The 24,941-nt window shown below is 63.6% G+C and carries 27 protein-coding genes; 14 read left to right on the top strand and 13 right to left on the bottom strand.

The window, feature by feature from the left end; all coding sequences use genetic code 11:
* Positions 1-29: 29 nt before the first annotated feature.
* Genes GPL20_RS01025 through GPL20_RS01015 form a run of 3 tightly spaced genes read left to right on the top strand, consistent with a single transcriptional unit; the run spans position 30 to position 4,010 of the window.
* Entirely contained in the window at positions 30-695 is a 666-nt protein-coding gene (locus GPL20_RS01025; protein WP_157326945.1) for a TetR/AcrR family transcriptional regulator, read from the top strand.
* A gap of 11 nt (positions 696-706) precedes the next feature.
* Positions 707-2,581 (top strand): adenine deaminase, encoded by a 1,875-nt coding sequence (locus tag GPL20_RS01020; RefSeq protein ID WP_157326944.1) that lies wholly within the window; start codon positions 707-709, stop codon positions 2,579-2,581.
* 22 nt (positions 2,582-2,603) lie between these two features.
* Positions 2,604-4,010 (top strand): NCS2 family permease, encoded by a 1,407-nt coding sequence (locus GPL20_RS01015; RefSeq protein WP_157326943.1) that lies wholly within the window; start codon positions 2,604-2,606, stop codon positions 4,008-4,010.
* 1 nt (position 4,011) lies between these two features.
* Here GPL20_RS01015 and GPL20_RS01010 read toward each other — a convergent pair whose 3' ends face one another.
* The gene (locus tag GPL20_RS01010) at positions 4,012-4,233 is read right to left on the bottom strand and encodes a hypothetical protein (protein WP_157326942.1); all 222 of its coding nucleotides are present in this window, start codon (positions 4,231-4,233) and stop codon (positions 4,012-4,014) included.
* A 347-nt stretch (positions 4,234-4,580) separates the two neighbouring features.
* On the opposite strand from GPL20_RS01010, the gene GPL20_RS01005 reads away from it, so the two are divergent.
* Complete coding sequence (locus GPL20_RS01005) at positions 4,581-4,763, top strand: hypothetical protein (RefSeq protein WP_157326941.1); 183 nt, start codon at positions 4,581-4,583, stop codon at positions 4,761-4,763.
* 15 nt (positions 4,764-4,778) lie between these two features.
* On the opposite strand, the gene GPL20_RS01000 is transcribed toward GPL20_RS01005, so the two are convergent.
* From GPL20_RS01000 to GPL20_RS00990, 3 genes are all read right to left on the bottom strand, one after another.
* Positions 4,779-6,158: a vWA domain-containing protein gene (locus tag GPL20_RS01000; RefSeq protein ID WP_157326940.1), complete on the bottom strand. Its 1,380-nt coding sequence runs from the start codon at positions 6,156-6,158 to the stop codon at positions 4,779-4,781.
* 5 nt (positions 6,159-6,163) lie between these two features.
* Positions 6,164-7,111: an AAA family ATPase gene (locus GPL20_RS00995; RefSeq protein ID WP_254124991.1), complete on the bottom strand. Its 948-nt coding sequence runs from the start codon at positions 7,109-7,111 to the stop codon at positions 6,164-6,166.
* Between the two features lie 148 nt (positions 7,112-7,259).
* Positions 7,260-7,460: a hypothetical protein gene (locus GPL20_RS00990; protein WP_157326939.1), complete on the bottom strand. Its 201-nt coding sequence runs from the start codon at positions 7,458-7,460 to the stop codon at positions 7,260-7,262.
* A 224-nt stretch (positions 7,461-7,684) separates the two neighbouring features.
* On the opposite strand from GPL20_RS00990, the gene GPL20_RS00985 reads away from it, so the two are divergent.
* Positions 7,685-8,659: a quinone oxidoreductase family protein gene (locus GPL20_RS00985; RefSeq protein ID WP_157326938.1), complete on the top strand. Its 975-nt coding sequence runs from the start codon at positions 7,685-7,687 to the stop codon at positions 8,657-8,659.
* A 40-nt stretch (positions 8,660-8,699) separates the two neighbouring features.
* Here GPL20_RS00985 and GPL20_RS00980 read toward each other — a convergent pair whose 3' ends face one another.
* Together GPL20_RS00980 and GPL20_RS00975 are read right to left on the bottom strand one after the other, a co-directional pair.
* Positions 8,700-8,975 carry a hypothetical protein gene (locus GPL20_RS00980; protein WP_157326937.1) on the bottom strand — a complete coding sequence of 92 codons (276 nt, stop codon included), beginning with the start codon at positions 8,973-8,975 and terminating at the stop codon, positions 8,700-8,702.
* Positions 8,976-9,078: 103 nt separating this feature from the next.
* Entirely contained in the window at positions 9,079-9,687 is a 609-nt protein-coding gene (locus GPL20_RS00975) for a S24 family peptidase (protein WP_157326936.1), read from the bottom strand.
* A gap of 163 nt (positions 9,688-9,850) precedes the next feature.
* Between GPL20_RS00975 and GPL20_RS00970 the strand changes: the two genes are divergently transcribed.
* Together GPL20_RS00970 and GPL20_RS00965 are read left to right on the top strand one after the other, a co-directional pair.
* Positions 9,851-10,384 carry a GcrA family cell cycle regulator gene (locus tag GPL20_RS00970; protein ID WP_157326935.1) on the top strand — a complete coding sequence of 178 codons (534 nt, stop codon included), beginning with the start codon at positions 9,851-9,853 and terminating at the stop codon, positions 10,382-10,384.
* A 46-nt stretch (positions 10,385-10,430) separates the two neighbouring features.
* Positions 10,431-11,006 carry a hypothetical protein gene (locus GPL20_RS00965; protein ID WP_254124989.1) on the top strand — a complete coding sequence of 192 codons (576 nt, stop codon included), beginning with the start codon at positions 10,431-10,433 and terminating at the stop codon, positions 11,004-11,006.
* A gap of 46 nt (positions 11,007-11,052) precedes the next feature.
* Here the strand turns inward: GPL20_RS00965 and GPL20_RS00960 are convergent, their stop codons facing one another.
* Entirely contained in the window at positions 11,053-11,409 is a 357-nt protein-coding gene (locus GPL20_RS00960; RefSeq protein ID WP_167532836.1) for a hypothetical protein, read from the bottom strand.
* A gap of 699 nt (positions 11,410-12,108) precedes the next feature.
* Here GPL20_RS00960 and GPL20_RS39270 point away from each other — a divergent pair.
* Both GPL20_RS39270 and GPL20_RS00950 read left to right on the top strand, forming a co-directional pair.
* On the top strand, positions 12,109-12,294 hold the full coding sequence (locus GPL20_RS39270) for a hypothetical protein (RefSeq protein ID WP_167532835.1): 186 nt from the start codon (positions 12,109-12,111) through the stop codon (positions 12,292-12,294).
* Positions 12,295-12,444: 150 nt separating this feature from the next.
* Positions 12,445-12,786, top strand: coding sequence for a phasin (locus GPL20_RS00950; RefSeq protein ID WP_157327418.1), 342 nt, complete (start codon positions 12,445-12,447; stop codon positions 12,784-12,786).
* Between the two features lie 193 nt (positions 12,787-12,979).
* On the opposite strand, the gene GPL20_RS00945 is transcribed toward GPL20_RS00950, so the two are convergent.
* The 3 genes from GPL20_RS00945 to GPL20_RS00935 form a co-directional block, all read right to left on the bottom strand.
* Complete coding sequence (locus GPL20_RS00945) at positions 12,980-13,303, bottom strand: c-type cytochrome (protein WP_157326932.1); 324 nt, start codon at positions 13,301-13,303, stop codon at positions 12,980-12,982.
* Between the two features lie 269 nt (positions 13,304-13,572).
* Complete coding sequence (locus GPL20_RS00940; protein ID WP_157326931.1) at positions 13,573-14,403, bottom strand: alpha/beta fold hydrolase; 831 nt, start codon at positions 14,401-14,403, stop codon at positions 13,573-13,575.
* A gap of 148 nt (positions 14,404-14,551) precedes the next feature.
* The gene (locus GPL20_RS00935; RefSeq protein ID WP_157326930.1) at positions 14,552-16,348 is read right to left on the bottom strand and encodes a ShlB/FhaC/HecB family hemolysin secretion/activation protein; all 1,797 of its coding nucleotides are present in this window, start codon (positions 16,346-16,348) and stop codon (positions 14,552-14,554) included.
* Between the two features lie 130 nt (positions 16,349-16,478).
* Between GPL20_RS00935 and GPL20_RS00930 the strand changes: the two genes are divergently transcribed.
* Both GPL20_RS00930 and GPL20_RS00925 read left to right on the top strand, forming a co-directional pair.
* Entirely contained in the window at positions 16,479-17,669 is a 1,191-nt protein-coding gene (locus GPL20_RS00930; protein WP_157326929.1) for a FecR family protein, read from the top strand.
* A gap of 61 nt (positions 17,670-17,730) precedes the next feature.
* Complete coding sequence (locus GPL20_RS00925) at positions 17,731-20,472, top strand: EAL domain-containing protein (protein ID WP_254124987.1); 2,742 nt, start codon at positions 17,731-17,733, stop codon at positions 20,470-20,472.
* A 24-nt stretch (positions 20,473-20,496) separates the two neighbouring features.
* Here the strand turns inward: GPL20_RS00925 and GPL20_RS00920 are convergent, their stop codons facing one another.
* Positions 20,497-20,757 (bottom strand): hypothetical protein, encoded by a 261-nt coding sequence (locus GPL20_RS00920; RefSeq protein ID WP_157326927.1) that lies wholly within the window; start codon positions 20,755-20,757, stop codon positions 20,497-20,499.
* A 253-nt stretch (positions 20,758-21,010) separates the two neighbouring features.
* On the opposite strand from GPL20_RS00920, the gene rocF reads away from it, so the two are divergent.
* Both rocF and GPL20_RS00910 read left to right on the top strand, forming a co-directional pair.
* A complete protein-coding gene (rocF, locus tag GPL20_RS00915; protein WP_347340014.1) occupies positions 21,011-21,988 on the top strand; it encodes an arginase in 978 nt (325 codons plus the stop codon).
* 121 nt (positions 21,989-22,109) lie between these two features.
* Positions 22,110-22,394 carry a hypothetical protein gene (locus GPL20_RS00910; protein WP_157326925.1) on the top strand — a complete coding sequence of 95 codons (285 nt, stop codon included), beginning with the start codon at positions 22,110-22,112 and terminating at the stop codon, positions 22,392-22,394.
* A gap of 101 nt (positions 22,395-22,495) precedes the next feature.
* Here the strand turns inward: GPL20_RS00910 and GPL20_RS00905 are convergent, their stop codons facing one another.
* Complete coding sequence (locus GPL20_RS00905) at positions 22,496-23,743, bottom strand: NRAMP family divalent metal transporter (protein ID WP_254125040.1); 1,248 nt, start codon at positions 23,741-23,743, stop codon at positions 22,496-22,498.
* A gap of 267 nt (positions 23,744-24,010) precedes the next feature.
* Positions 24,011-24,196 (bottom strand): hypothetical protein, encoded by a 186-nt coding sequence (locus GPL20_RS00900; RefSeq protein ID WP_157326924.1) that lies wholly within the window; start codon positions 24,194-24,196, stop codon positions 24,011-24,013.
* A gap of 395 nt (positions 24,197-24,591) precedes the next feature.
* Between GPL20_RS00900 and GPL20_RS00890 the strand changes: the two genes are divergently transcribed.
* A complete protein-coding gene (locus GPL20_RS00890; protein ID WP_254124983.1) occupies positions 24,592-24,855 on the top strand; it encodes a hypothetical protein in 264 nt (87 codons plus the stop codon).
* Positions 24,856-24,941 lie beyond the last annotated feature (86 nt).

Raw genomic sequence — 24,941 nt, 5'->3', positions numbered from 1 at the left:
GCTGCGATCGCCAATGTCAGAGTTATGACATGAGTGCAGTAAAGCGACACAAGGCGAGCCTTCGGGACGAATATGCCGAGCTGACGCGACAGCGCATCGTTGCGGCCTTCGTCGAGACGCTCGAGGATGATGCTGCCGACGAGGTCTCGATCGCTGCCGTCGCCAGGCGTGCGAAGGTTGCCGAGCGCACCATCTATCGGCACTTCAAGACCCGCGCGGAGCTGTTTGCGGCAGCTGGCGAGTGGATCGAAGACAATGTCTTCGGCTACGTTCCCTTTTCCTCGCCGGACGAGCTGCCGGATATTTTTCGCAAGCTCTGCAAGAGCTTCGATCGCCATCCGAATCTGGCGCGCGCGATTGCCATGACCCGGGCCGGCCGCAGCGTACGGGCCGGCTTCCGGCGGCACCTGATCGAGCGACATAGCAAGGCGATGGCCCCCCTGGTGCGGCACCTCAAGCCGAAAGAGGTTCGCCAGGCCGAGGCGCTCGCAGCCTATCTCAACAATGTGCTCGCCTGGAGCGCGTTGCGCGAGGACTTCGGAATGTCGAGTGCCGAGATTGCCGATGCGATCGATTGGGCGCTTAGGACGCTCCTGAAAGATATCCGCCAGCGCGATGCCGCCGCGGCACGACTGCGTTCCGACAAGGGCGGCAAGTCGCCGCAGAAACGAACCGCCGCCGGAGATCCCTCATAGGGGAGCAGGTCATGACAACCTCGGACGAGATGCCGAACGACCTCCTGATCAACGCGACCGATGAGGTTCGCATCCGGCAGGATCTGGTGCTGACATCGCTCGGCCGCCGGCCGGCCGATCGGAGCTTGCGGGTCGGCAGGTTGCTCGATGTGCACAGCCGCACCTGGAGCCAAGATCAGGAGATCGTGTTCAAGGGGCGGCGCATTGCCTGGGTTGGACCCGCCGGCAGTTATCCGGGCGAGGTCCGCGAGCGCGAGCATCGGCCCGATCTCGCGGCCGTGCCCGGATTCGGCGAGGTGCACAAGCATATCGAAAGCTCGCATCTGACACCGGAATGGGAGGCGGCGCTGGTGCTGCCGCATGGCAATACCTGGACGTGCGAGGCGAGCCACGAATTCTCGAACGTCAACGGCGCGCGCAATCTCGAGTTCTGGTTCGAGGCACGCCGTCGCGGATCGCCGCTGAAGATCTTTCCGCAACCCGGATCGGCGGTGCCGCCCACGGCCTATGAATGGGGCGGCGGCTGGTATGGCCGCGAGGAGCAGGCGCGCTTCATGCGCGAGAGCCTGATGGTCACCGGGCTCGACGAGGTGATGGACTGGCCGGCGGTCTGGAATCCCGACAATCCCTCCTACAAGCGGCTGTGGGGCATGATCGAGGCCACGTTCGCGGCTCGCGGCGTCGTCGAAGGCCACGCCTCCGGCTTGCGCGACCTGCCATCGATCAACGCCTTTGCCGCGGCTGGGCTCGCCTCCGACCATGAAGTGCAGACGCCCGAGGAGACCTGGGACAAGCTCACCCGCGGTCTTTTCATCGAGTTGCGCGTCTACGCCATGCCCGAGATCGTCGCCTGGCTGCTCACCAAGGGCTTGCAGGACTGGTCGCAGATCGCCTTCACCACTGACGACCGCAGCGCCAGCCATACGCTCGAGCTCGGCGCCAGCGACCACAACGCGCGGGTCGCGATCGAGGCTGGTCTCGCTCCGGAAGTCGCAATCCAGTGTCTTACCATCAATCCCGCGCGGCACATGCGCATCACGCCGTTCGTCGGCAGCCTCGGCCCGGGGCGTTTTGCCGATGTCGTGCTGCTCTCGGACGTCGCCAAGCTGACCATCGCCGAGGTCTGGGCCGACGGCGTGCAGGTGTCCGAAGGCAAGCGCTACCTGTGCAAGGTTCCAGAGATCTCCTGGCCCGATTGGGCGACCAGGACGGTGAACATCAAGCGTGAGATCCAGCCGGAGGACTTTGAATTGGCGGCCGAACCCGGCCGTACGACGATGAAGGCCGCTGTGGTCCGCCCGTTCCATTGGCATCCGGAGTTCTACACCCTCGATTTGCCGGTGCGTGACGGCGCTGTGCAGCGCGATGAGAGCGAGGCCATCACCAAGTTTGCCATCGTCGATCGCTTCTCCGGCGACGGCCGGGTTGCGAAGATGTTCTGGCGCGGCTGCGGACCGCGCACGCCGGACACCGCGCTTGCCTGCTCGGTCGCACACGACAAGCACAACATCTGGGTGGTCGGCTCGTCCGATGCCGCGATGGCCAAGGCCGTGAACGCGCTGGTCGAACGTCAGGGCGGATGGGCGCTGGTGCGCGAAGGCGAACTCGTCGCCACCGTGCGGTTCGAAGTCGGCGGATTGATGAGCTGTCGCTCGGCGCAGGCGCTCGATGCCGACATGCAGGCGCTCTATGCGGAGGGCCGCAAGGTGGACTGGATGTATGAGCCGACCTTCCGGCCGCGCTGGTATCCCGGATTTCCGGAGCGATTGATGTTCGCGACGCTGACCTGCGCACCCTGGAGCTGGGTATTGGTCGCGCCTTGCGAGCAGGCACCGCTCGGATTCATCAACGTCCAGACCGGCGAGTCGCACCCGGTGGTCTGGTGATCGCAGCGATGGGGGGACAGCGATGAACGAGATGATGCCACCGCAAACGGCTTCCGCAGATACCGCGCCAAAGTCAGGCGGGCCGTCGGTCCCGCAAGGTCCGATCGACCGCCTCTTCAGCCTCTCCGAGCGCGGCACCACCATTGGACGCGAGGTGATGGCGGGTGCGACCACCTTCGCGGCGATGGCCTACATCATTGCGGTGAACCCCGCCATCATGTCCAACGCCGGAATGGATCGCGCCGATCTCGTCAGCGCCACGGCTCTCGCCGCCATCTTCGGCTCGGCGATGATGGGTCTCTGCGCCAATTTGCCGCTCGCCGTTGCGCCGGCCATGGGCTCGAACGTCATCTTCACCTATGTGATCGTCAAGCAGATGGGCATGCCATGGCAAGGTGCGCTTGCCATGGTCGCTTTCACCGGCGTCTTGTTCCTGATCCTCAGCCTGTCGAAGTTGCGCGAGCGCGTTGCCAGGGATGTTCCAGAGGCGCTGAAGGTGGGCATCCAGGCTGCCGTCGGCACGCTCATTGTTTTCATCGCGCTGCGCGGCGCCGGTTTCGTGGTGCAGAATCCCTCGACCTATATCGCGATGGGATCGCTGCGCAGCCCGTCGGTGCTGCTGACACTCTTTGGTCTCCTGCTCACGCCGGTGCTGGTGGTGCGCCGGGTACCGGCGGCGTTGATCTTGTCGATCGCGGTGCTGACGCTGATCGGCTTTTTCGTCCCCGGGGCGAACGGCAAGATGGTGACGTCAGCACCCTCGGCCATCATGTCGTGGCCGCGCTGGCCCACGAGCACATTCATGGCGCTCGATGTCGGCTATCTCTTCAGCCATTTCATTGTGGCGCTCCCGCTCCTGTTCTACTTCCTCTGCGCCGAATTCTTCTCAACTCTCGGAACGCTGATCGGCGTGACGGGCGCTGCCAATCTGCGCCGGCCCGACGGTTCGATCCCGAACGCCACGGCTGCTTTCGCCACGGATGCGACGGCGTCGATCGTGGGACCGCTGCTCGGCACCTCGGTCGTCACGGCCTATATAGAATCCATCACCGGCGTGCAGGCCGGCGGTCGCACCGGCCTGACCTCGCTGACGGTCGCGGCGTTCTTCTGCCTCGCGCTGTTCTTCTGGCCGGTCTTCGTCATCATCCCGCCGCAGGCCACCGCGCCGGCGCTGGTGCTCGTCGGCGTCTTGATGATGCAGGGGCTCGCGCGCATCGACATGACCGATCTCGTCAACGCGGTGCCGATCGTGCTGACGTTGCTGGTCACCGTCCTGACCAACAACCTCATCAACGGCATGGCGTTGGGTACGTTGAGTCATATTGCGCTGGAGGTCACGACGGGGCGGCGATCGCAGATTCCCGCGATGGTCTGGGGTCTGGGTGTGGTGTTCGTTGCCTACGCGATCGCGATCGCGCAGATATTCTGACCTATGCCGCGACGTCCAGCAGCCGGCACGATCCGCGCACGAGTACCTTGCGTCCGGCGGGCGTCATCGCAGGGACGCCGTCATTGATGACAACGAGGCCGAGCTTGACGAGGCTTTCGACGAGATAGGCCTTCGAGAGGCGATCGTTCGACACCGGGTTGCGCAGTGTGCGCAGGGCTTCCCATTGGTCCGGCGAAAGATCGAAGTCGACGTCGTTGCTCATGTTGCCTCAAGCGATAGTAACGTTCGCGCCTCTGTTAGCGGCGCTGCGTGAAGACCGTGCGACGACAATGAGTCGGGAATTCGGAGAGTTGTTTAGAACTTCTCTTCACAAATTGCCGCACTTCGTTACGCCACAGGAGTTAAAATCGCTGGCGAATGAATACCGTCCCAAGCTTCGATCACTTATTGATGATTTGGACTTGATGCTGCGCCGCAAGCTGCCGCGGTGCACGGGAAGTATCGCTGTCCCATTCTGCGTCGCGATACGCACAGAAATCATGAGACGAGACTTTCAGGAGTCTGTTAGGCTGATTCGCAGGGAACGGCTTTCACACGGAGTGTGAGTGCATGAACAGGCTGGTGGAAATTCGCAGTCAGGAATCCCTGTGCCGGGAGCGTGCCGCACTCGATTTTGAACGCCGTGTTTTCTGGCTCGCGCAAGCCCAGGAATGGGAGCAACTCGCGCTCGACGAAATTGCCTATCACTTCCGGGAGTGCAATGTCGTGCAGGCGGAGCTTGCGCGAGGCTGACGTCTCCGGTTGGACCTACTGATAAGTCGCCACGATATCGGACACCGCGCGCTCGAGTTGCTGCGCGGTGGCGCATTGGCGCACGACGGTGCAAAAGGTGGCGTAGCGCGGCATCTCGGAATCGCCAAAGCCCCAGGCTAGCCGTCCTTCGGGATTGAGCCAGACCAGCCGCTTCGAGCGTTCGGAGATGCGGCGCAGGATGTCGGCGCGCGGGTCGAGGTTGTTGCTGCGGGCGTCGCCGAGCACGATCACCGTGGTTTGCGGCGTCAGCGTGCTCATCCACTCCTTCTCGAAATCGACCAGCGAGGAGCCATAGTCTGACGAGCCGAAGCCGACCTTGGACATGATGTCGGCCATCGCCTCTTCCGGGGACTTCGTCTCCAGGATGTCGCTGACCTCGATCAGGTGCGAGGAGAAGGCGAAGGAGCGGACGTCGTCGACCACTTCGTGCAGCGAGTGGATCAGGAGCAGGAAGAAGTCGGAGACCTGGGCGACCGAGCCGGAGACGTCGCAAAGTGCCACGATCTTGGGCCGGTCGCGATGCTTGCGCTTCCATGCGGTGAGGAAGGGTACGCCGCCCCAGGCCGCGTTACGGCGGAGCGTGCGGCGGACATCGAGGTGGCCGCGGCGCTGGCGCTTGCGCGGCTTCGAGTAGCGCTCGCGCAGGCGACGCGCGATCTGGCGGATGAGGGCGCGCATCTCCGCGACCTGCCGCCGTTCGATGCGTGCGAGCGGCGCGTTGCGCAGGATCTCGTTGCGGAGGTTTTCGGCCTCCTCACGCGCATAGAGTGCGAGCCCCTGCGAGACCGTGTCGCGCACCGCTTCGCGCAGGGCGTCGAGCGCAGCGCGCAGACGCTCGGCCAGCGCCGGGTTGGTTGCGGTCAGCACGTCGAGATCGTCGCGCAGGCGCTGAAGGCCCATGGCGTTGAGGATCCGGCTGGAGAAGATGCCGCGCTGGGTGGAATAGCGGATGTCGGACAGGGAGGCTGCGCCGGAAGCGCTGGCGATGGCGGCTGCGATCGCGTTACGATCCTGCGACAGCAGCATCTGCGCGAGCGGGCCCAATTCTTCTGGCGGCTGACCTTCGCCCGCCTGGCTGGCCGGGCCGGATGAGGGCGACAGATCCGCGTCCTGCGAAGAATTGTCGTCGCTGTCGGCCTCAGGCTGATCCTGCTTCGGCTCGGGCTGGCTGAAGAAGAGATCAAAGCAGTCGCCGAGAGCGAGCTTCTCGTCCTGCGACTTGGCCAGCGTCAGGAGCAGCGCATCGCGCAAGATGGCACGGTCGGAAAAGCCGACCTGCTTGACCGCGCGCATCGCATCGATGCTTTCAGCGGGCGAGACATGAACGCCGGCGCCCCGCGCCGCCCGAAAGAAACGATGGAGGTTCTCCCGCATCGCCGTCAACCGAAGACGTTGGACCGCGCAGCCTTGGCAATGAAGGTCGTAACTTGCGGCGCCGCGGCTTCGATGTCGGCCTCGTATTTCAGGAGCACGTTGAGGGTGTCCTTGACGATCTCGGTATCGAGCTCGGACGCCTGGAGCAGCACCAGCACGCGCGCCCAGTCGATGGTCTCGCTGACCGAGGGCAGCTTCTTCAGGTCGAGCGTACGGATCTCGTGGATGAAGCCGACCATCTGCCGACGCAGCGTCTGCGAGATGCCGGGCACGCGGCTCTCGACGATGCGCTCCTCCAGCCGCTGCTCGGGGAAGCCGATGTGCAGGTGCAGGCAGCGCCGCTTCAGGGCGTCGCCGAGGTCGCGCTCGCTGTTCGAGGTGAGGATCACCGTCGGTGGGGCGATGGCCGAGACGGTGCCGAGCTCGGGAATCGTGACCTGGAAGTCGGAGAGGATTTCCAGCAGCAGCGATTCGAATTCAGCGTCCGACTTGTCGATCTCGTCGATCAGGAGCACGCAGCCGCCCGGCTGCTCCAGCGCCTGGAGCAGCGGCCGCGGCTCGACGAACTCCTTGGAGAAAAACACGTCACCGAAATCATGGAGCTGGTCGAGCGCGGCGTGCAGTGTCTGCGCGCCGCCGAGCACTTCGCCGAGCTTGTCCTTCAGGATCTGCGTGTAGAGGAGCTGCTTGGCGTATTTCCACTCGTAGAGCGCCTTGGCTTCGTCGAGGCCCTCGTAGCATTGCAGGCGAATCATCTTCATGCCGCGCCAGGCGGCTATCGCCTTGGCAAGCTCGGTCTTGCCGACGCCCGCAGGGCCTTCGACCAGGATCGGCTTCTCGATTTGTTGCGACAGATAGACGGCGGTCGCGATCTGCCGGCTCGCGATATAGCCCTGGGCCGCGAGGCCGCTCTCCACTGCCTCGATCGACGTCGAGGCCTTCTGTTCAGCCACGAAAGGGCGCTCCCAAAGGTCTTGCTTGAGGCTTGTTCTGCCTGCGTTCCTGGCAAAGAACAAGCCTCGTTTGGGAGGGCCAGATCCGCGCGACCGACCGCTTTTTCCGCTCAGCGCAAATAAGTTGGGCCGTTCGCCGATCGCGCGATCAGTGCCGCTGCAGCTCCGGTTTACAGAGGGTCTGTCTGACCTCGGCGCCGCAATCGGCGCATTCGTAGACAAAGTCGATTTTGGCAAGGCTCCAATGCGGTTCGACCTCGCGCACATACATCGGCAGGAACCCCATGCAGGTAGGGCAAATCACGGGCGCGATCTCGATATCCTGATGATGCTGAACATAAGCTGGCATCTCGGCTCTCCTTCGCAGGCGACCACCAATCCCCGCGTGCAGGCTACTGCCGGTCGCCCCAAGGCCGTCATCAACTCTTCCGAACAGAGACGGAACGGCGGGCGTTTGTCGTTCGCTGTGACATTCTTGCTACGTGTCTGTACTGTAACGGGCGGACCAAAGGCTTATTTCACAGTCCGATCAGGTTCTCTGACCTTCACTGCAACGATAAGGGAGCAACGCCCATGACGCATGCCATTCGCTTTCACAAGACCGGCGGTCCGGAAGTCCTGGTCTGGGAGGAGGTCAGTGTCGGCAAACCCGGACCGGGCGAGGCGCGCATCCGCCATACCGCGGTCGGTCTCAATTTCGTCGACATCTACAACCGCTCGGGCCTGTATCCGGCACAACTGCCAAGCGGCCTCGGCAGCGAGGCGGCAGGGGTCGTCGAGGAGGTCGGATCCGGCGTTCCCGACCTGAAGCCCGGCGACCGCGTCGCCTACGGTGCTTCGCCACTCGGCGCCTATTCCGAGGCGCGGTTGATTCCGGCCGACAGGCTGTTGAAGCTGCCCGATGGCGTCGACGACAAGACCGCGGCGGCGATGATGCTGAAGGGACTGACCACGCAATATCTGATCCGGCAGACCTATCGGGTGCAGGCCGGCGACACCATCCTGCTCCATGCGGCGGCCGGCGGTGTCGGCCTGATCCTGAGCCAGTGGGCCAAGCATCTCGGGGCGACCGTGATCGGCACCGTCAGCAATGACGAGAAGGCGAAACTCGCCAAGGCGCATGGCTGCGATCACGTGATCATCTATACGCGGGAGGATTTCGTGAAGCGCGTCGACGAGATCACCGGCGGCAAGAAGGTGCCCGTGGTCTATGACTCCGTCGGCAAGGACACGTTCCTGAAATCGCTGGATTGCCTCGCGCCGCTCGGCGTCGCGGCGCTGTTCGGCCAATCCTCCGGCGCCGTCGAGCCGCTCAATCTCGGACTGCTCGCGCAGAAGGGCTCGCTCTACGTCACCCGACCGACGCTGTTCACCTATGCCGCCAAGCGCGACAACCTGGTCGCAATGGCTAATGAGTTGTTCGACGTGGTGAAGTCCGGCGCAGTCAAGATCGAGGTGCACCAGACCTATCCGCTGAAGGACGCGGCCAAGGCGCATGCCGATCTCGCCGCTCGCAAGACCATGGGATCGACCGTCCTCCTGGTGTGACGTCGAGCCGGGCAGTGGCGCAGGCCCGTCCGGGCCCGCGTCACGACCGCTCGTGCTTGCGCAGGTCGCGGGCGTGATCGAGGCGGATCGCCTGGAGATCGATATCGTCGGGTGGGATTTGAGGCAGGGCGGCTTCAGTCAGGATGGCCTCGGTCACGTCCTCGACCGAGCTTTCCGCGATCTCGTGGATGAACGAAATGTTCCGATATTCACCCGAGGCGATGCGGGAGATGACCTCGCGCCTTGTGATCTCGGGATCGACGATCGCCTCGCGACCACGCCGTCCATAGTCGATCATCACGACGAAATACTGCATGAAACGATCCTGCCGCGCGCTCCGTGATCGGGCGCGCGGCAGAGTATTTCCGAAAAACGGAATTTAGTCAAGTGATTTCCAAAAATCGGAAATCGGCGATGACCTATCTACTTTTCTTGCGGGGGCGCGCCGACTTGGCGCGCAGCCGCTCGAGCTGGCCCTTGGGCATGGACAGGCAGATCTCCCCGACCCAGTCGAGCTTGACGCCGACGATCGGCTTGGCGTTGAAACTGGTGAGATTGACGACGGAGGGGGATTTGCCGCGCTCGATGGTTTTCAGGTAGCGCTCACCGGTCTTGAGCCGGACCACCGCCTCCTCGCCGTAGAAGCTCGACAGCGGATGCCGCTGGTCCTTGTAGACCACGATCACGTCGCCGCTTTCGTATTTGGGCAGCATCGAATCGCCGACGATCTCGAAAGCGACCGTCTCTTCCATGATGGGGAAGGGCAGCGTGATGTCGCCGAGGCCCTCCGGGGGAACCTGTTCATAATCGGGCTCGATCACAGCGCCGGCGCCGACCCGGCCCATGATCGGCGCGAGATTGAGCTCGAGATACTCCATGATCGGCAGAATTTCCGAGGCCTTCACCAGACGCTCGCCGCCCAGGATCTCCGACACTGCGCCGGGCCGCACGCCCATGGCCGCCGCAAGGCCGCCCTTGCTCTTGCCCGTCTTCTCCAGGCCCCGCTCGATCATTGCAACGTCCAACATGGTGATTCCCTCGATTGCGCACCGTCTCCTCTTGTAATCCGAAATTCGGAATTGATGCAATTATGAATATCAGAATTCCGGCTTGACTTTTGTTTCGGAATACCGGAATGTCCGTTTCGCCCCCGGTCGTTCGATCGGAGGAGGCGCATCACAGGACAGCAGCATGGAACCGGGTCATTGGCCGTCGGAGCACTCCGACGCGCTTCGCGACTATTTTTTCAAGGGAATGTCTTATGCGAAGATCGGGAAGGAGATTAACGCAAGATTCGGAACGGCTTACACGCGCAATGCGGTGGCTGGTCGCGCCAAACGGCTCGGGCTCGCCGCACCTGAACGAATGACGAGCCCATCGATCGTGCCGTCCCTGCCCGGTGAGTCCGCACTTCTGTCGCCGCATCGTCTGGCATCGCAGGGCCTGAACCTGCCACCAAAGTCCGCGCTGAAGCCGGCCGCGCCGGTCAAGTTGCGCTGCGTCGGCATCAAGCCCCGTTTGATCCCGCTGGTCGAGCTGGCGCCCGGCGATTGCCGCTATCCCTATGGCGGGGACAAGGACGGCGAGGAGATCGGCTTCTGCGGCCATCCGCGCCAGCCCGGTTCCAGCTATTGCACGCCGCATGCTCGACTGACGCGCCGATCCGGAACGGTGCCCGACCGAGCCGCCGGTCCTGTCGTGCTCAGGCTGGTTACCGCCGCCTGAAGGTGCGGCCGTTCGTTCAATCGCCAATCTTGCAGGGAGTTTCCGAGTGGCACGCGTCCGACGTAACAAGTCCTACAAATTGACGAATGTCTACGACCGGCGGTCGCGCGACTTGCCGTTCAATGTCGAGGTGGCGGAGGTCGAGGTCGACAATCCGCTGGCGCTCGATCCCGGTGAGAAGATCGTGGCCGTGCGGTCGGTCCGCAGTGATCCGCTCGGGCGGCTGCATGCGCACCACCAAATCGACGAGGCGCAATATCGCGGCGGGCGCGCCTTCCAGAGCGATTGGGAGAGGGCGGAGCGGGGACCTCAGGCGATGGACCCGACCCGTGAATATGTCGATGGTGCGCGTACGCGTGAGCCCGTCACCGAGAGCCAGCGCCAGGCGGTGCTGCGGCTGAATCGGGTCGAACGCGAGCTCGGCACCGACGGCGCCGCGCTGGTGCACGACGTGCTGGTGCTGGGCCTGACCATGGACCAGATCGGGCAGCGTCGGGCCGTCCGCACCCAGCGCTGGAACGATTACTTTGCGCGGCGTTTTCGCGAATGCCTGGATCGGCTGGCACTGATCTATGGCTTTGCGACGGAAACGGGGACGCAGCGTACGGAGCAGCGCAAATGAGGACGGCACGCCTGCGATCCTGCTCACAAGCGTGCCCGTCCGCCGCTCACGGGTGCGGCATGATCTGGTAAGGCGTCGTGTATGGCTCGACGCGCAGCGAGGCATTGGCCAAAAGTCCGATCTTGGCGGTCGGCGCCTGCTGCAATTCGCCGTTCGGACCGCGATGTACGTTGTACTGCCAGACCGTTAGATCGCCCTTCTGCGCCAGCGCGTGCGCAACTGCGCTCGCATCGTTGCCGCCGAGCGCCCGAAGCTCTTCCGCTGACAGCCCGATGACGATTTCGTCCTTGATGGTGACGACCTTGAACAGATTCATCCTGGTCTCCTGCGCCCATGCGCCTTGTGTCGAGAGGGTGAGAAGCGCGACCGCGGCGCCCCTGATGAGATCGCAGCGAGAAAGCATATCGTCGTCCTTTGGTGCTGAGGCGCGCCCGAATCGAAGAAGTCCGTCAGCCATGGCGCCCGTGATCCGCGTGGCCGCTTCGCAACCGCTTGGTCGTTCGGAATCGAACATCGGTTCACGGCCGGACACGTTCAGAGATGTAGTGCCCGACAAGACGTCCGATCCCGGGAGCTTCCCGCGTCTTTCGGCCTCACCGGTGCCCCAATTGAGACGCTGGAGACGGGCCGCGAGATCGACCTTCATTTCGTCAATGATGCAACCGCTGAGACGCGACTCAACAATTGCGTGTATTCGCTGAAGATACCCCAGCTCGTCTCCACCAATCTCCGTTCACATCGGAAACAAGGCGAAACGTCTTGCCGATGACGGCAATCAAGGCGGTGGGCGTGATCGATGACGCTTCTTGACGCAGGTGGGTGACGGCGGTGCATATTCCTGTTATCCGGATTTGCCGTGGTGCGATGCAGACGAAGCATCGCTGTGTCGACAGTTTGGCTTGCCGGATGGGTTGTTCCTTGTCATAATTGCAACCTGTTCGGTTGAGCCGGTCCGTTCGGATATGCAGTCAGCGTGATAATCCCCGCCGCGCACCCCGGCCGAGAACTCGTCGTCGCCATGGCGTCGAGTTATGGCGTTCGGTTTCTCGAATGGGACTCTCGACGACGGATCACGAAGGCCGATGCTTGTCATAGGTGCGAGATGAAGAACCTCAATTTCGCGGCTGAACTCCATCTCAAGCTCGGCGCGCCTGCAAGTGGCACCGTCGAAAGTCTGCGCCTCCTCCGTGCGTTTTTGAAGCTCGCGCCTCGGCAGCGTTTCGAGGTCATCAAGCTCGTCGAAGACCTCGCCACCGAAGACGTCCTTCCCGAACACCCCCTGTCCTGAGCCGGGCCGCGTCGGCCTTTATCCCTTGTACTTCACTTTTCTGCCAGAGCCGGGCGCGCCCGGCGGAGGTTTGCGCCCGGGGCTGGCCGCTGGCAGGCGATCGGGCAAGTGTGGTATTCAGGTCAAAAAAGGGAGGAGAGGAGTGTGACCATGATCGAACCGAAACTCGAAGTTCCGGCCGAACTCCGTGACCTGGCCGAGAAGACGATCGACCAGGCGGAAAAGGCATTTGGCATGTTTTTCGAAGCCGCCACCAAGTCGATGTCGTCCGTCCCGGGCGCGGGGACGGACGTGTCGAAACAAGCCCTCGCTTTCACCGAGCAGAACATGAAGTCGGCGTTCGAGCATGCGCGAAAGCTCGTTCACGCCACAGACCTTCAGGAAGCGATGCGAATTCAGTCCGACTTCCTGCGCAGCCAGTTCACTAGCGCCGGAGACCACATGCGCCAGATGACCGGCAGTTTCATGCAACCGGGCAAGGGCAAGTCCTGATTCTGTTGGTGCCGCGCTGCATGCCCACAAATTGATCTTGCGCGGTGGCGAGATGCGCACTCTGATGCTGACGCAGGTCCATGATGGGCCACCGAATGGATCCTTATTCGCCGTCCGTCATCCTTTCTGCTGATCCCTGTCGGTTCTCCGGCAGGGATTTGCGGTTTTGGTGCCGTCGCCCATTGGCGGCGCTCTACCGGCGCAGCGATCCGATATAGGCCGCGATGTCGCCGGCTTCCGTCCGGCTCAAGGGAAAGTTCGGCATCTTTGGATGCGGGTCGAGCAGGAAGAATGCGAGCCTCTCCGGACTGAAGTCCGGCCTGCGCGCAACGGATGCAAAGGAGGGAACGTCGGCGCTCGCCTGGGTCTGGCCGGTCGCCACGACGTGGCAACTCGCGCACCAGCGCTTGGCGAGGTCGGCGCCGTGATCAGCGTCGGCGGCAAGAGCGGACGACATGCCGAAGCTCGAGATGGCCGCGGCGAGCAGCAGGCGAAATCGTCTCAAATGCTGGTGCATCGGGCAACCTTCATGCATTCGGCCGACGGCTCAGCCGCAACACGATCCCGGAAATTGCGAGAGATCGATGTGGGCGATGATCGACCGCAACAGCCTGCGTGCCGAACGGTAGAGATGCCGTGCAAATGCCGGCATCCTCGCCGCAGGCAGACCAAGACTCTTCGTATCAAGGCTTTCGGTGTAGGGCGGCACGGGTTTCTCCGACGCTATAGGGCCCTTTTACCCTGCCGGCTCGGAGACGCCTTGATCTGCCGCAAACGCGTTCCCGGCTAATAGTCGCCGGGGTTCATGATCATCGGGCTCTTCGTATCGGCCGGCGCGAGCGCGCTGCTGGCACTGTCACGCAGGAAGCGGTCGAGCGTCTGCTGGATCTTCTCCTTGACCGAGGCGGGACCGCGATCGCTCATCTCCGTGTGCTGCGCGCCTGTGTGGACGATATCGATGCCGCGCGCCTTGGCTTCCTCCGGCGTCGGCAGCACGCCGGGATCCGTCTCGAAATGCGGATCCTTCGAGCGGAAGGACAGGATCTTCATGTTGTCGCTGACTACGAACGGCACTCGCAGATTGTCGAGCGTGATCACTTTCGATACCAGCTCGGGATGCTGATGGGCGACATACATCGAGACATCGCCGCCGTTGGAATGGCCGACGAGCGTAATGTGGTCATAATCGACGTTCTCCTGCCGCTTCTTCAGCTCGCGCAGCACGAAGAGAATGTTGGCCTCGCAGCGGATATAGATCTCGCGCCGGCCGACATATTTCTCGCCGACATGGGTCATCAGCGGTGGGTCGCTCGGCAGGTCCTGCTGGATACTGGCAACGAGATAGCCGCGTGCCGCAAGCACGTTGGTGAGGAAGGAATATTCGGTGGCCTTGACCGTGTTGCCGTTGCTGATGACGGCGAGCGGGAGCTTCCAGAGGCCGAGATTGGCCTTGGTCTCGTAGTCGCGCCGCACCGCGACGTCGACCGAGATCGGCCGCTGGCGCGAAGCGTCGAACAAGGTCAACGTCTCATGCCGGATCGCGAACCGGCTGATGACGACATATTCGCCGACGCCAAGGGCGCAAAGGAGCGCCAGAATTGCAAACACCCTCTTCATGGTCCCCGTCTCAGATCACTCTCGGCTGAACATGGTCATCCGGAACTCCCGGATCGAGCGATCGTGAGCAGGTTACGGGATTAAATTTGGGCAAGTTTGTGAGCGGTGCCCCAAAAGGGCCGCATCAAGGCGCGGAGCAGGCTTGCGGCTAGAGGCAGTTGCCCTTGCCGCGTTCAGGGCAAAGCCGGAACGCGCTCGACAGTGTGAACAGGAAGCGCGGGCTGCGGCGCTCGTTGTCCGGCGCCCGGTAGCTCAAGGGGACGGCCACGCCGAGATCGGCCTGGAAGTCCTCCGGCAGGAAGAATCGCGCACCGGCTCCGGCCGACGTCAGGGACAGGCCGTCGCTCAGGCGGTAACCGTCGTTCCAGACTGCGCCGACGTCGCCAAAGGCATAGAGCTGGTAGCCGGTCCAGTAGCGAAAATTGAGCTTCTGATCGAAGCGCAGCTCGAGCGAGCCGGCAAGACCGTTGTCGCCGCTGATCTCGGCAGCGCCGTAGCCCCGGCCGAAAGCCGCGCCGCCGACATAGAATTGCTGCGAGATGAACAGCGGTCGCGACGCCGTTTGGCTCGCCGCGGAGAGCTTGAGCGACCAGGTGTCGTTGAGCGTCTGGTAGCGCGTGAACCAAACATTCAGCACCGAGAAGTTCGACGAGGCGCCGTCGCGCGATAGCAGATCGTCGTCGAAATGCGAGGCGCCGAAGATGTCAAGGCCCTGGCGGTAGCTCAACGTCGCGAGGTTGGTGCCGCCGAAGCGATCCTGAAGCCGATAGTCGGCGGTCAGGCTCGCAGTCCTGATGTGGTCGTTGTACCACGGGCCGTACAGATCGTGCTCCGACACGTTGCTGAAGGTGCCAGCCAGGGTGAGCGTCAGCGCCGAGGATTGCGACATCAAGGGCACGGTGCTGGCCCGCACCTCGAAGGCCTCGGTTGTAGTGATGTCGCTGTCGAGGCGGCGGGCATCGCCCGGGCGGACCGCGCTGTACAGGACGGAAGCGCCGAGCCGTACGCCGTCGACGCCGACGGGCGCGTCGTAGGAGAGACGCGCAAAGCCAAGCTCGCGTGGATCGTTGGCAATGGTCGACAGATTGACCACCAGCGTGTCGCCTGGCGTAAAGTAGGAATTGAAAGCACCGGTCGCGTAGGTCTGCCACGGCCCGACCGACGACGAGCCGAGATTGTCCAGGCCGAACGACGAGAAGACGTGCCAGGTCTTCAAGTAAACGGTCAAGCGGAAGCGGCCGGTCGCGCCGCCGATCTCCTCGAGTGCGGTATCGGTAATCCGGACACCCGGCCTGCCGTTGATGAGGAAGAGCTGGCGTTCGAGCGTCGCCAGGCGCGACGGTTGCTCAGCCAGAACCGGCCCGAGCATCGGCCTCACGCCAAACTGCTCGGCGCCGTCGCCCTTCAGGTCAGCCTGCACGATGGCGCCTTCGATCACCTGAATTCGGACCCGGCCGTCGGCAATGTCCTGCGGCGGCACGATCGCGCGGCTGAGGTGGAATCCAGCTTCGCGGTAGAGATCGCTGATCGCGCCGGCAATCGCGGCAAGGTCCGCTTGCGAGACCTTCCTGCCGAGAAAGCTCTGATAAACTGCAGCGATGCGATCGCGCGAGACGGCGTGGGCGCCGATCACGTCGATTCCGCGCAGCACGAATTGTGGTCTGGTATCACCGCCGGTGCCGGGTTGACCGACCGTCGGTAGCTTGACCGGCGGACGGTTCAGCGTTTCCCGCTCGGATTGGTTTTCAAAGTATTTCTCCGGCTGGCGCGGATCAAAACCCTGCTGGTTCGCCTGTTGTGCGAAAGATTGCGGAACTCCCGCAAAAATTGGTGCAAGCAGCACCAACGCGGTAGTGAGGTGCCGCTTCTCAACGCGCGCAGCGAACCTGTCTCCGTAGTTCGACGGAGCTCTTTCCAGAAGGCGGTAAGGGTTCGTTAGCCGCATGATTTTTCTTAGGTTTTTATGGTCAATGATTGGTTAATGCAGCTCCGCCGCTTGCCGCTTCCCGCTAAGTCTCTCTTGAGTGATTTCGAATACGCCTCAGGCCCGGCTGTAACGCGGACTGAGGATCGTCATGCTCGGCAGAATTGGAATGCGGCGCGCTTTCGTGGCGGCGCTGGTGCTGGGAATGGCTTCCGGCGCATCCGCCGCTGAGGACGGCACGTGGTCCGTCAGCAAGGCTTCCGGCGAGGTCTGGGTCGCCACCAACGGCGCGCAGCAGGTATCGCTCACCCAAGAAGAGGTGCTCAAGCCGGGCGACACCATTCGTACTGGGCGCAATGGGCGGGTGCTGCTCGTCCGCGGCGAGGAAACGATCCTGATCTCTTCCAATTCGGTGGTCGGTTTGCCACCCGAGAAGAAGGAGGGACTCTCGACAACCATCATCCAGCAAGCGGGCTCGATCCTGCTCGAAGTCGAGAAGCGTAACGTCAAGCATTTCGAGATCGAGACGCCCTATCTCGCCGCTGTCGTCAAGGGAACGCAGTTCAGCGTCACCGTGGGGGCGGGCAGCACCAAGGTCGGTGTGCTGCGCGGCCAGGTCGAGGTCTCCGACTTCAAGACGGGACAGATCGTCCAGGTCATGCCGGGCCAAGCCGCCACCGCGTTTGAGCATGGCAAGCCCGGTCTCAGCCTGAGCGGCGCGGGGACGTTCAATCCGATTGAGCGTGGCAAGCCGCGCGCCTCCACGATTGAGCGAATTCCCGTGCCGAAATCAGGATTGTCGGCGCCGCGTAACGCCGCGAATGGTCATGCAATCCATGCGCTCGGTCAGATCGACAAGGGGGCTAGGACGGCCGGCGCGCCGAAGCAATCACATCAGGCGGCCGGAAGTCAGGTGTCCAAAGCTGGCGTCGTGCGCATCTCGAGCTCGCTCGGCGAGGTCAGGCTGAACATCCACAAGGCCACGCACGGTCTCGCCCACGGCGCCGTTGCTCCCGGACAGGTGCGTAGCGCGAACGCCAGCACCGGTACCGAGACAGTCTGGAGTGATGGCAAGACGAGCACGACGACCACGGCCGCTAACAGCTCAACGACGACAGCGGTCACCGTGAACAGCAGTGCAGCCTCGGCCAACGCCGCATCGGCATCGTCAAGCGCGACGACTGTTGCGACCACCGCTGGTTCGACCAGTGACGTGTCTGGCGGAGGTGCGGGAAGCGGAAGCCGCGGAACTGGCGCAACCGGCAACGGCAATCACGACCACGGAAACGGCACCAATGGCAATAATGGCCACCACTACGGTTGGAACAGAGGCCATCGCTAGGACTGCGCCGTCGGCATAGGGGAGCACTATGCGGCGAGTGCCGCGAGTGCAGGGGAGCAGAGTGAAACGCTATCGGCCGCATATTCTGGTTGTGATCGCGCTCGCGGTGGTGCTGTCCACGGGATGGCATGGTGCGCTTCGCAATGCGCTCACCGATCTGCGGTTCGCTTCGCAGTCGCGCGTGGCCAGCGGCAATGTCGTCGTGGTGGCCATCGACGCGCCCTCAATCGACCAGATCGGAGTGTGGCCATGGCCGCGCCGGCTCCACGCGGAGCTGCTGCACCGGCTCGAGGCGGCGGGCGCACAGGACGTCGCCTTCGACGTCGATTTCAGCATGCCGTCGGACGCGGCCTCCGACGAGGCCTTCGTCAACGCGCTACGGGAGGTTGGTGGCTCCACGATCCTGCCGTCCTTCAAGCAGCCGACGCCGAATGGCGGCGCAGCCCACATCAATCGTCCCCTGAAGCCGTTCAGCAACCAGTCGTGGCCCGCCGTCGTCAATGTCGCGGTCGAATCCGACGGGCTCGTTCGCCGTTATCCGTTCGGAGAGAGGCTCGGCGATGCCTTGATGCCGTCGATGGCGGTTGTACTGGACGGGCAGGACGCCAATCGGCGGCCACCTTTCCTGATCGATTTCAGTATTCGGGCAACCTCCATTCCGAGTGTCTCCTATGCCGACGTGCTGCGCGGCGATACCGCGACTCTCGACAAGCTGAAAGGCAAGAAGATCATCGTCGGTGCCACGGCGCTCGAGCTTGGCGACCGGTTCAGCGTTCCGAACGGCAAGATCATCTCGGGGCCCGTCCTCCAGGCGTTGGCGGCGGAATCGATCCTTCAGAACCGGATGCTGCGCTGGACGTCCGATGTCGGCATGATGCTCGGCCTCGGCCTGATCTGCCTGCTGATGATGTATTCGTGGCGCCGCTGCGCACCGGGAGTTCGGGTCGCGATCCTGATCGCCGCCGGGGCGATCGCCGAACTGGCCGCGGTCCTTGTGCAGGCAAGATGGCCCTACGTCATCGACACATCGCTGTTCCACATCGCGATCGTCGCCTATCTGACGGCGATCGCGCTGGATGAGATCGATTTTCGTAGTCTCCTGGGACGCATCGCGGAGAGTCGCTTTCATCGCATCGCGATGTCGCTTGGTGATGGCCTCGTCTGCACCGACGAGGATCACCGGATCACGGTTTGGAATCCCGGCGCGAGCGCGATCTTCGGTTACATGCCGGCCGAGATGATCGGCCGTCCGTTCGAAACCTTGTGCGCCGGGCCGGCCGAGGGCGATGCGAGGCCGTCCATGCGTGACGCCGCGCGCCAGGCGCTTCTGGTCCCCGGGGGAGCGGTCGTCGTCGAGTTCGAGGGCCGGCGCAAGAACGGCGAAATCTTCCCGGTCGAGGCGAGCTTCTCGGGCTGGCAGGGAACGGACGGTTTTCAGTACGGCGCGATCCTGCGTGACATTTCGGTCCGCAAGCGCGAGGCCGAACGCATCAGGTATCTCGCCGAACATGATGCGCTGACGGGTCTTGCCAACCGCAACATGCTGCATGCGGCGCTCGCCAGCCTGATCACCGCGGCGGAACGACGCTCTTCCACCGTCGCCCTGCTCGTGCTCGGGCTCGACGGTTTCCAGCAGATCAACAATATGCTCGGGCATGCTGCCGGCGACCTCGTGCTGCGGGCGGTCGCCGAGCGCCTGAAGATCGAGGCAGGCGCGGGGGCTATCGTCGCGCGCCTCGGCGGCGACGAGTTCGCCATCGCGCTGGATTGCGCGAAGACCGGCGAGCCGACTGCCGCGTTCGCAGAACGGATCGCGCGCGTCTTCGAGGCGCCGCTTGCAACGGGCACACGGCAGCACCGCGTCCGGATCAGCATCGGTGTCGCCGTCTATCCCGACGGTGGCGACAACGCGGACGACCTCCTGAGCAACGGCCATCTCGCATTGAGCCGCGCGAAGGCGACGCGGCGCGGCAGCCATGTGATTTTCGAGAGTGCGATCAGGCAAGAGCTGGAGAACCGGCTGACGCTGGAGAGCGAACTGGCGCTTGCCTCCGATCGCGGCGAGTTCGAACTGTTCTACCAGCCCCAGGTTCGCCTGGTCGACGGCAGCCTGGTCGGGGCCGAAGCGCTCATCCGTTGGCGGCATGCGGCGCGCGGCTACGTTTCGCCCGCAGAATTCATGCCGGTCGTCAACACGTCGGCGCTGTCCGAGCGGATCGCGAACTGGGTGATGGAGACCGCCTGCCGTCAGGCGCGCGCCTGGGAAATGTCCGGCAACAGGGTTCGCGTGGCGATCAACCTGTCGCCGTCCCAGCTCGATTCCGGCGACCTCGCGCATTCGGTTGCGGAACTGCTCGATGCAACGGGGCTGACACCCTCGCTGCTCGAGCTCGAGGTCACCGAGGACATCCTGCTACACGACGAGGCTCGCGTGCTCGACATGTTCAAGCGGATCCAGAAGCTCGGCGTCCGCGTCCTGTTCGACGATTTCGGCACCGGCTATGCGAGCTTGAGCTATTTGAAGAAGTTTCCGCTCGATGGGCTCAAGATCGACAGGTCGTTCGTGCTCGATCTGCTCACCGATTCCGACGATGCCGCGATCGTCGGCTCCACCATCGGTCTCAGCAAGCAGCTTGGGCTCACGATCGTGGCTGAAGGCATCGAGAACCGCGCCACGGCCGACGTCCTGATCAGCATGGGATGCGCTGAAGGGCAGGGCTACTTCTTCGGCCGGCCGATGCCGGCCGAGGCGTTCGAACGGCAATTCCTGACGACCGAGCGCCCCGTCGTCAGCGCCGCCTAGATCGCCGCAGATCCGATAAGATTGCTAGCGACGGCGCGCGACCGCGACGCCGAACAGGAAGGCCACAAAAAGACTGGTCAGGGGGGCTTCACGCGTGATCGCTGCGACTGTCGAGAGCGGCCGGCCCGGCCTTCGCGCTTCCTCGATCGCAAGGGTGAGACGGTCGACAGCCGCGTGCAGACCACCGGCGACTTCCCCGATCGTGCGGGATACATCCGTCGCTGCATCGATGGCGCGCTCGGCCATGCCAGGTTGAGGAGTGGGCTGCGGTATCTCCGTGCTCAAGCGCGCGACCTCCCGGCGTGATGACGCGATGGAGGCCGGCACCTTTGGCTATCCGCGCGAGCGCTCGTTTTGAACAGCGGGTCTGACGACCTTTGGCTATCCGCGACAGGCGCCGTGTCTTACGGCGGGTGCCGGCCTTGGATGGGCAATTCGGCGCGCGGGATTTTGTTCCGCCGAAACGCCGATCCCGGTGAAACGACGGATGCGAATCTCTGTTAGGCTGGCTCAACCTTGCCGATTTCAGGAGGCTGCCGTGACCGATCAGACCGTGACGGATCGAGCCCGGTGCATCGCCTTGCTCGGTGCGCCCATCGACATGGGCGCTTCGCAACGGGGCACCCTGATGGGCCCTGCGGCGCTGCGCACCGCCGGCCTCGCGGCGCTGCTCGAAAGCCTGGACATTGAAGTCGTCGACTATGGAGATCTCTCCGTGGCCGAGATCAGCGACCTCGGCGACACGCCGCCTGAAAAAGCCAACCACTACCGCGAAATCCAGCGGTGGACGCGTGTGCTGAGCCGCAGAGGCTATGAGATCGCGAAGACCGGTGCGCTCCCGATCTTCCTCGGAGGCGACCATACGCTGTCGATGGGCTCGGTCAATGCGATGGCGCGCCATTGGCGGGAGCGCGGGCGCGAGCTGTTCGTGCTCTGGCTCGACGCCCATGCCGACTACAACACGCCGGAGACGACGATCACGGCCAACATGCACGGCATGTCGGCGGCGTTCCTGTGCGGCGAGCCGGGCCTCGACGGATTGCTGGGCGACGATCCACGCGCCTCCATCACCCCGGATAGGCTCGTTCTGTTCGGGACGCGTTCGATCGACCAGCTCGAAAAGGAGTTGATGCGGGCGCGCAAGGTCAGGATTGCGGACATGCGTCAGGTCGACGAATTCGGTGTCGCCGTGCTGATCCGGCGCGTCATCGAACGCGTGAAAGCGAACGATGGCGTCCTGCATATCAGCTTCGACGTCGATTTTCTCGATCCCTGCGTTGCGCCGGGCGTCGGCACTACGGTGCCGGGTGGCGCGACCTATCGCGAGGCGCATCTGATCATGGAGCTGCTGCACGATTCAGGGGTGGTGGGATCGGTCGACATTGTCGAGCTCAATCCGTTCCTCGACGAGCGCGGCCGCACGGCGCGCACTGCGGTCGAACTGATCGGTAGCCTGTTCGGCCAGCAGATCACCGACAGGCCCACTCCGAGCAATGCCATCTCGCCAGGCGAGTGAATCCAGTCAAATCGTGACGCGGAATGTTCCTCGCCTTGGCCTGATCTTATCGAAGCCGGGCGGGGAACCGGGCAGGGCGCAATTGAATTAACCTGCGATAGGATAATTGCGGACCCCCCTGATGACGGCTGATCGTTTCGCGAACTCCATCTCGTCAGCGCTTCGCCATCCCGGTGTGATCGCATTGATCGTGGCCGGGCTGACGATTGCAGCGATGCTGATCGTCGATCACGGGCCCTGGAACCGCGCCAAGACCCGGCCCGCCCATGTTGCGATGTACGCGACCACGGGGGAGGCGGCACGCGCCGCGGGCGCCGCAGTGCTCCCGACCGAGCCGAGGTCGCCGATCGAGCCGGCACGGCCGGGGCCGAAGACGTCGCCGACCGTCAATCCCGTGACGCCCTAAAGCGCGATGAGACTGGGATGAAGCGTCATCGGGCGTCGGGTTATTGTTTGAGCATGACCTTTTCAGAAAACCGCTGCGCACTTTTCCGCATCATGCTTTAGTCAGCCGATCGCGGACGAGCCGAGCAGAGCGAGGACCGCCAGCGCCATCAGCGCGGTGCCGAGCCAGCCCAGCGCGATCAGCCATGAGCGGGCCCTGAAGCGGCCCATGATCGCTCTGCTCGAGACAATCAGCATCATCATCGCCATGATCGGAACGGCGACGATGCCGTTGAGTACCGCGCTCCACACCAGCATGTGTATCGAGTCGATCCCGGTGAAGCCGAGGCCGAAGCCGATGATGGTTGCGGCGGCGATGATGGTATAGAAGCCGACCGCCTTCTCCGGCTTTGCCTCCAGCGTGGCGCGCCAGCCGAAGATCTCGGCGACGCCATAGGCCGCCGAGCCCGCCAGCACGGGGATCGCCAGCAGGCCGGTACCGATGATGCCGAGCGCGAACAGCGCAAAGGTGAAGTCGCCGGCGAGCGGCCGCAGCGCTTCGGCGGCCTGCGTCGCCGAACTGATATTGGTGACGCCGTTGGCGTTCAGCACGGATGCGGTGGTCAGGATGATGAAGAAGGCGATGCCGTTGGACAGCAGCATGCCGGCGATGGTGTCGGCCCTGATGCGCGCGAGCTCGGGATCGCCGCCGTTCGGCAGATCGCGCAGGGGCCTGTCGCGCTTGCCCCGGTTCATCTCCTCGACCTCCTGCGAGGCCTGCCAGAAGAACAGGTAGGGGCTGATGGTGGTGCCGAGCACGGCGACGACCATCAGGAAATAGTCGGCGCTGACGTTCGCCTTGGGCCACACCGCCGAGAGCAGCGCCGTGCTCCAGGGAATCTCCACGCTGAAGGCGGTCGCGACATAGGCGAACAGTGCCAAAGTGAGGAATTTCAGCACCGGCGAATAGCGGCGATAGGGCAGGAAGATCTCGAGTAGGGTCGAACCGGCCGCGAAGATCAACGCGTGCTCGTGGTGAAGCCCGCCGATCACGAGCGCGAGCGCCTCCGCCATCGCGGCGATGTCGGCCGCGATGTTGAAGGTGTTCGCGACGACCAGCATGGACACGAGCGTGAGCACCGCCCAGCGCGGCGCGAGCTGCATGATGTTGGCGGCGAGACCCTTGCCGGTGACTCGGCCGATCTGCGCGCTCACGAGCTGGATCGCGATCATGAACGGCGTGGTCAGAAACACCGTCCAGAGCAGTCCGAAGCCGAATTGCGCGCCCGCCTGCGAGTAGGTGGCGATGCCCGACGGATCGTCGTCGGCTGCCCCGGTGATGAGGCCCGGCCCCAGCCTTTTCAGCAGCACCGGCACCGACTTCGTCGATGCTTCGGCGCTGGCGGGCTGGGCGTGGCGATGTTTCGATCGGCTCGACAGGGCAACCTTCCGCAATTTCGAATTCGGGGATCAAGCGCGATGCTGACCGGAAGTTCCTCAACGCGCCAGCGTCGCGCGATGCTTCGCCCGTTCGTTGACACGTCGGGCAAAACACCTGTAGATTGCCATCGTAGCAGAATTCGCCGAGCCCGCGCCGTCCCCCGGCCGCGGGCTTTCTCATGCGCCGTGCTTCTGGCGCTACTTGACGCTGACGAACATGCCCCAGGCGGCGGCCAGCGCGGCGCCCGTGAAGAGGACCACCGGGTTGTCGCAGAACGTGCCGCCATAGCGGCACATGTCTGCGCCGAATTGACCGAGCTCATGACGGCTCGCGGAGTAGAACAGTCCCGACAGCACCAGCAATGCAGCGGCGACGTAGTACATCGTCGGTTTCTCCAAAAACTTGCCCGGTTGCCTCTTGGCAACGGGAGCAAGGCGAACATGTCCCAGCATGGCGCGAACAGCTTTCATTCCGCCGAATCCGATTCGGTGCCTTTTAGGTAAAGTTCGACCAGTCGGGCAAAGCATTGGGAATTATTCCTCCGTTTGCCAGGGGTGCAATTCGTCGTCGCTGGATGGCCCCCGTCGGGCCCCGACGAAACACGCCTGAAACAGTGCTGAAACCCGATTGTCCTGAACTCCTCCAGCCCGGGCCCCGACCAACGGAGCGAAAAGGAGATAATCATGATCCAGATCGGTTCGAAGGAAGAAGTTGCGTTGCTCTTGGCGCTGTTCGGCACCCACACCCAGCCCGTCAGGAAGCCGAAATCCTCGCGCGGGTGAGGCTCGACGTCATGCCGGGTTTGGCCGATTGCCAGAGCCTCCTGCGTCTTTTGATCGCGAGGGGAGATCCCCAGGCGATCCCGCTCGCCGAAAACGCCATCGATCAATATCTGGCCATCACGCCGGCCGGCGCGCGCGGGCGAGGGTTGTGCGTGCTCCAGCTGGACGCACGCGACCAGCACGTCGCCGCGGTCGGCGTGCAGCGCTCGTTCGCGGAAACGGTGGATGCCTACATCGCCCGCAAGCTGGCGGAGGAGTGAGCGGGCCTTTCCGTTGCAGGATCCCCGCCGTTCCCGAAACCCGTTGATCCCAAGACAAATTTTTGAGTCCGCAAGAAACCTTTGTC

This window comes from Bradyrhizobium cajani, from assembly GCF_009759665.1.
Classification (GTDB): Bacteria; Pseudomonadota; Alphaproteobacteria; order Rhizobiales; family Xanthobacteraceae; genus Bradyrhizobium; species Bradyrhizobium cajani.
Note: the sequence above shows the minus strand (reverse complement) of the source record. Positions and strands in the feature narration are given on the sequence as shown.

Excerpts from the sequence above, each read along its gene's own strand:
- GPL20_RS01025 (WP_157326945.1), top strand. The coding sequence starts at position 30 with ATGAGTGCAGTAAAGCGACACAAGGCGAGCCTTCGGGACGAATATGCC.
- GPL20_RS01020 (WP_157326944.1), top strand. The coding sequence starts at position 707 with ATGACAACCTCGGACGAGATGCCGAACGACCTCCTGATCAACGCGACC.
- GPL20_RS01015 (WP_157326943.1), top strand. The coding sequence starts at position 2,604 with ATGAACGAGATGATGCCACCGCAAACGGCTTCCGCAGATACCGCGCCA.
- GPL20_RS01010 (WP_157326942.1), bottom strand. The coding sequence starts at position 4,233 with ATGAGCAACGACGTCGACTTCGATCTTTCGCCGGACCAATGGGAAGCC.
- GPL20_RS01005 (WP_157326941.1), top strand. The coding sequence starts at position 4,581 with ATGAACAGGCTGGTGGAAATTCGCAGTCAGGAATCCCTGTGCCGGGAG.
- GPL20_RS01000 (WP_157326940.1), bottom strand. The coding sequence starts at position 6,158 with ATGCGGGAGAACCTCCATCGTTTCTTTCGGGCGGCGCGGGGCGCCGGC.
- GPL20_RS00990 (WP_157326939.1), bottom strand. The coding sequence starts at position 7,460 with ATGCCAGCTTATGTTCAGCATCATCAGGATATCGAGATCGCGCCCGTG.
- GPL20_RS00985 (WP_157326938.1), top strand. The coding sequence starts at position 7,685 with ATGACGCATGCCATTCGCTTTCACAAGACCGGCGGTCCGGAAGTCCTG.
- GPL20_RS00980 (WP_157326937.1), bottom strand. The coding sequence starts at position 8,975 with ATGCAGTATTTCGTCGTGATGATCGACTATGGACGGCGTGGTCGCGAG.
- GPL20_RS00975 (WP_157326936.1), bottom strand. The coding sequence starts at position 9,687 with ATGTTGGACGTTGCAATGATCGAGCGGGGCCTGGAGAAGACGGGCAAG.
- GPL20_RS00970 (WP_157326935.1), top strand. The coding sequence starts at position 9,851 with ATGGAACCGGGTCATTGGCCGTCGGAGCACTCCGACGCGCTTCGCGAC.
- GPL20_RS00960 (WP_167532836.1), bottom strand. The coding sequence starts at position 11,409 with ATGCTTTCTCGCTGCGATCTCATCAGGGGCGCCGCGGTCGCGCTTCTC.
- GPL20_RS39270 (WP_167532835.1), top strand. The coding sequence starts at position 12,109 with ATGAAGAACCTCAATTTCGCGGCTGAACTCCATCTCAAGCTCGGCGCG.
- GPL20_RS00950 (WP_157327418.1), top strand. The coding sequence starts at position 12,445 with ATGATCGAACCGAAACTCGAAGTTCCGGCCGAACTCCGTGACCTGGCC.
- GPL20_RS00945 (WP_157326932.1), bottom strand. The coding sequence starts at position 13,303 with ATGCACCAGCATTTGAGACGATTTCGCCTGCTGCTCGCCGCGGCCATC.
- GPL20_RS00940 (WP_157326931.1), bottom strand. The coding sequence starts at position 14,403 with ATGAAGAGGGTGTTTGCAATTCTGGCGCTCCTTTGCGCCCTTGGCGTC.
- GPL20_RS00935 (WP_157326930.1), bottom strand. The coding sequence starts at position 16,348 with ATGCGGCTAACGAACCCTTACCGCCTTCTGGAAAGAGCTCCGTCGAAC.
- GPL20_RS00930 (WP_157326929.1), top strand. The coding sequence starts at position 16,479 with ATGCTCGGCAGAATTGGAATGCGGCGCGCTTTCGTGGCGGCGCTGGTG.
- GPL20_RS00910 (WP_157326925.1), top strand. The coding sequence starts at position 22,110 with ATGACGGCTGATCGTTTCGCGAACTCCATCTCGTCAGCGCTTCGCCAT.
- GPL20_RS00900 (WP_157326924.1), bottom strand. The coding sequence starts at position 24,196 with ATGTACTACGTCGCCGCTGCATTGCTGGTGCTGTCGGGACTGTTCTAC.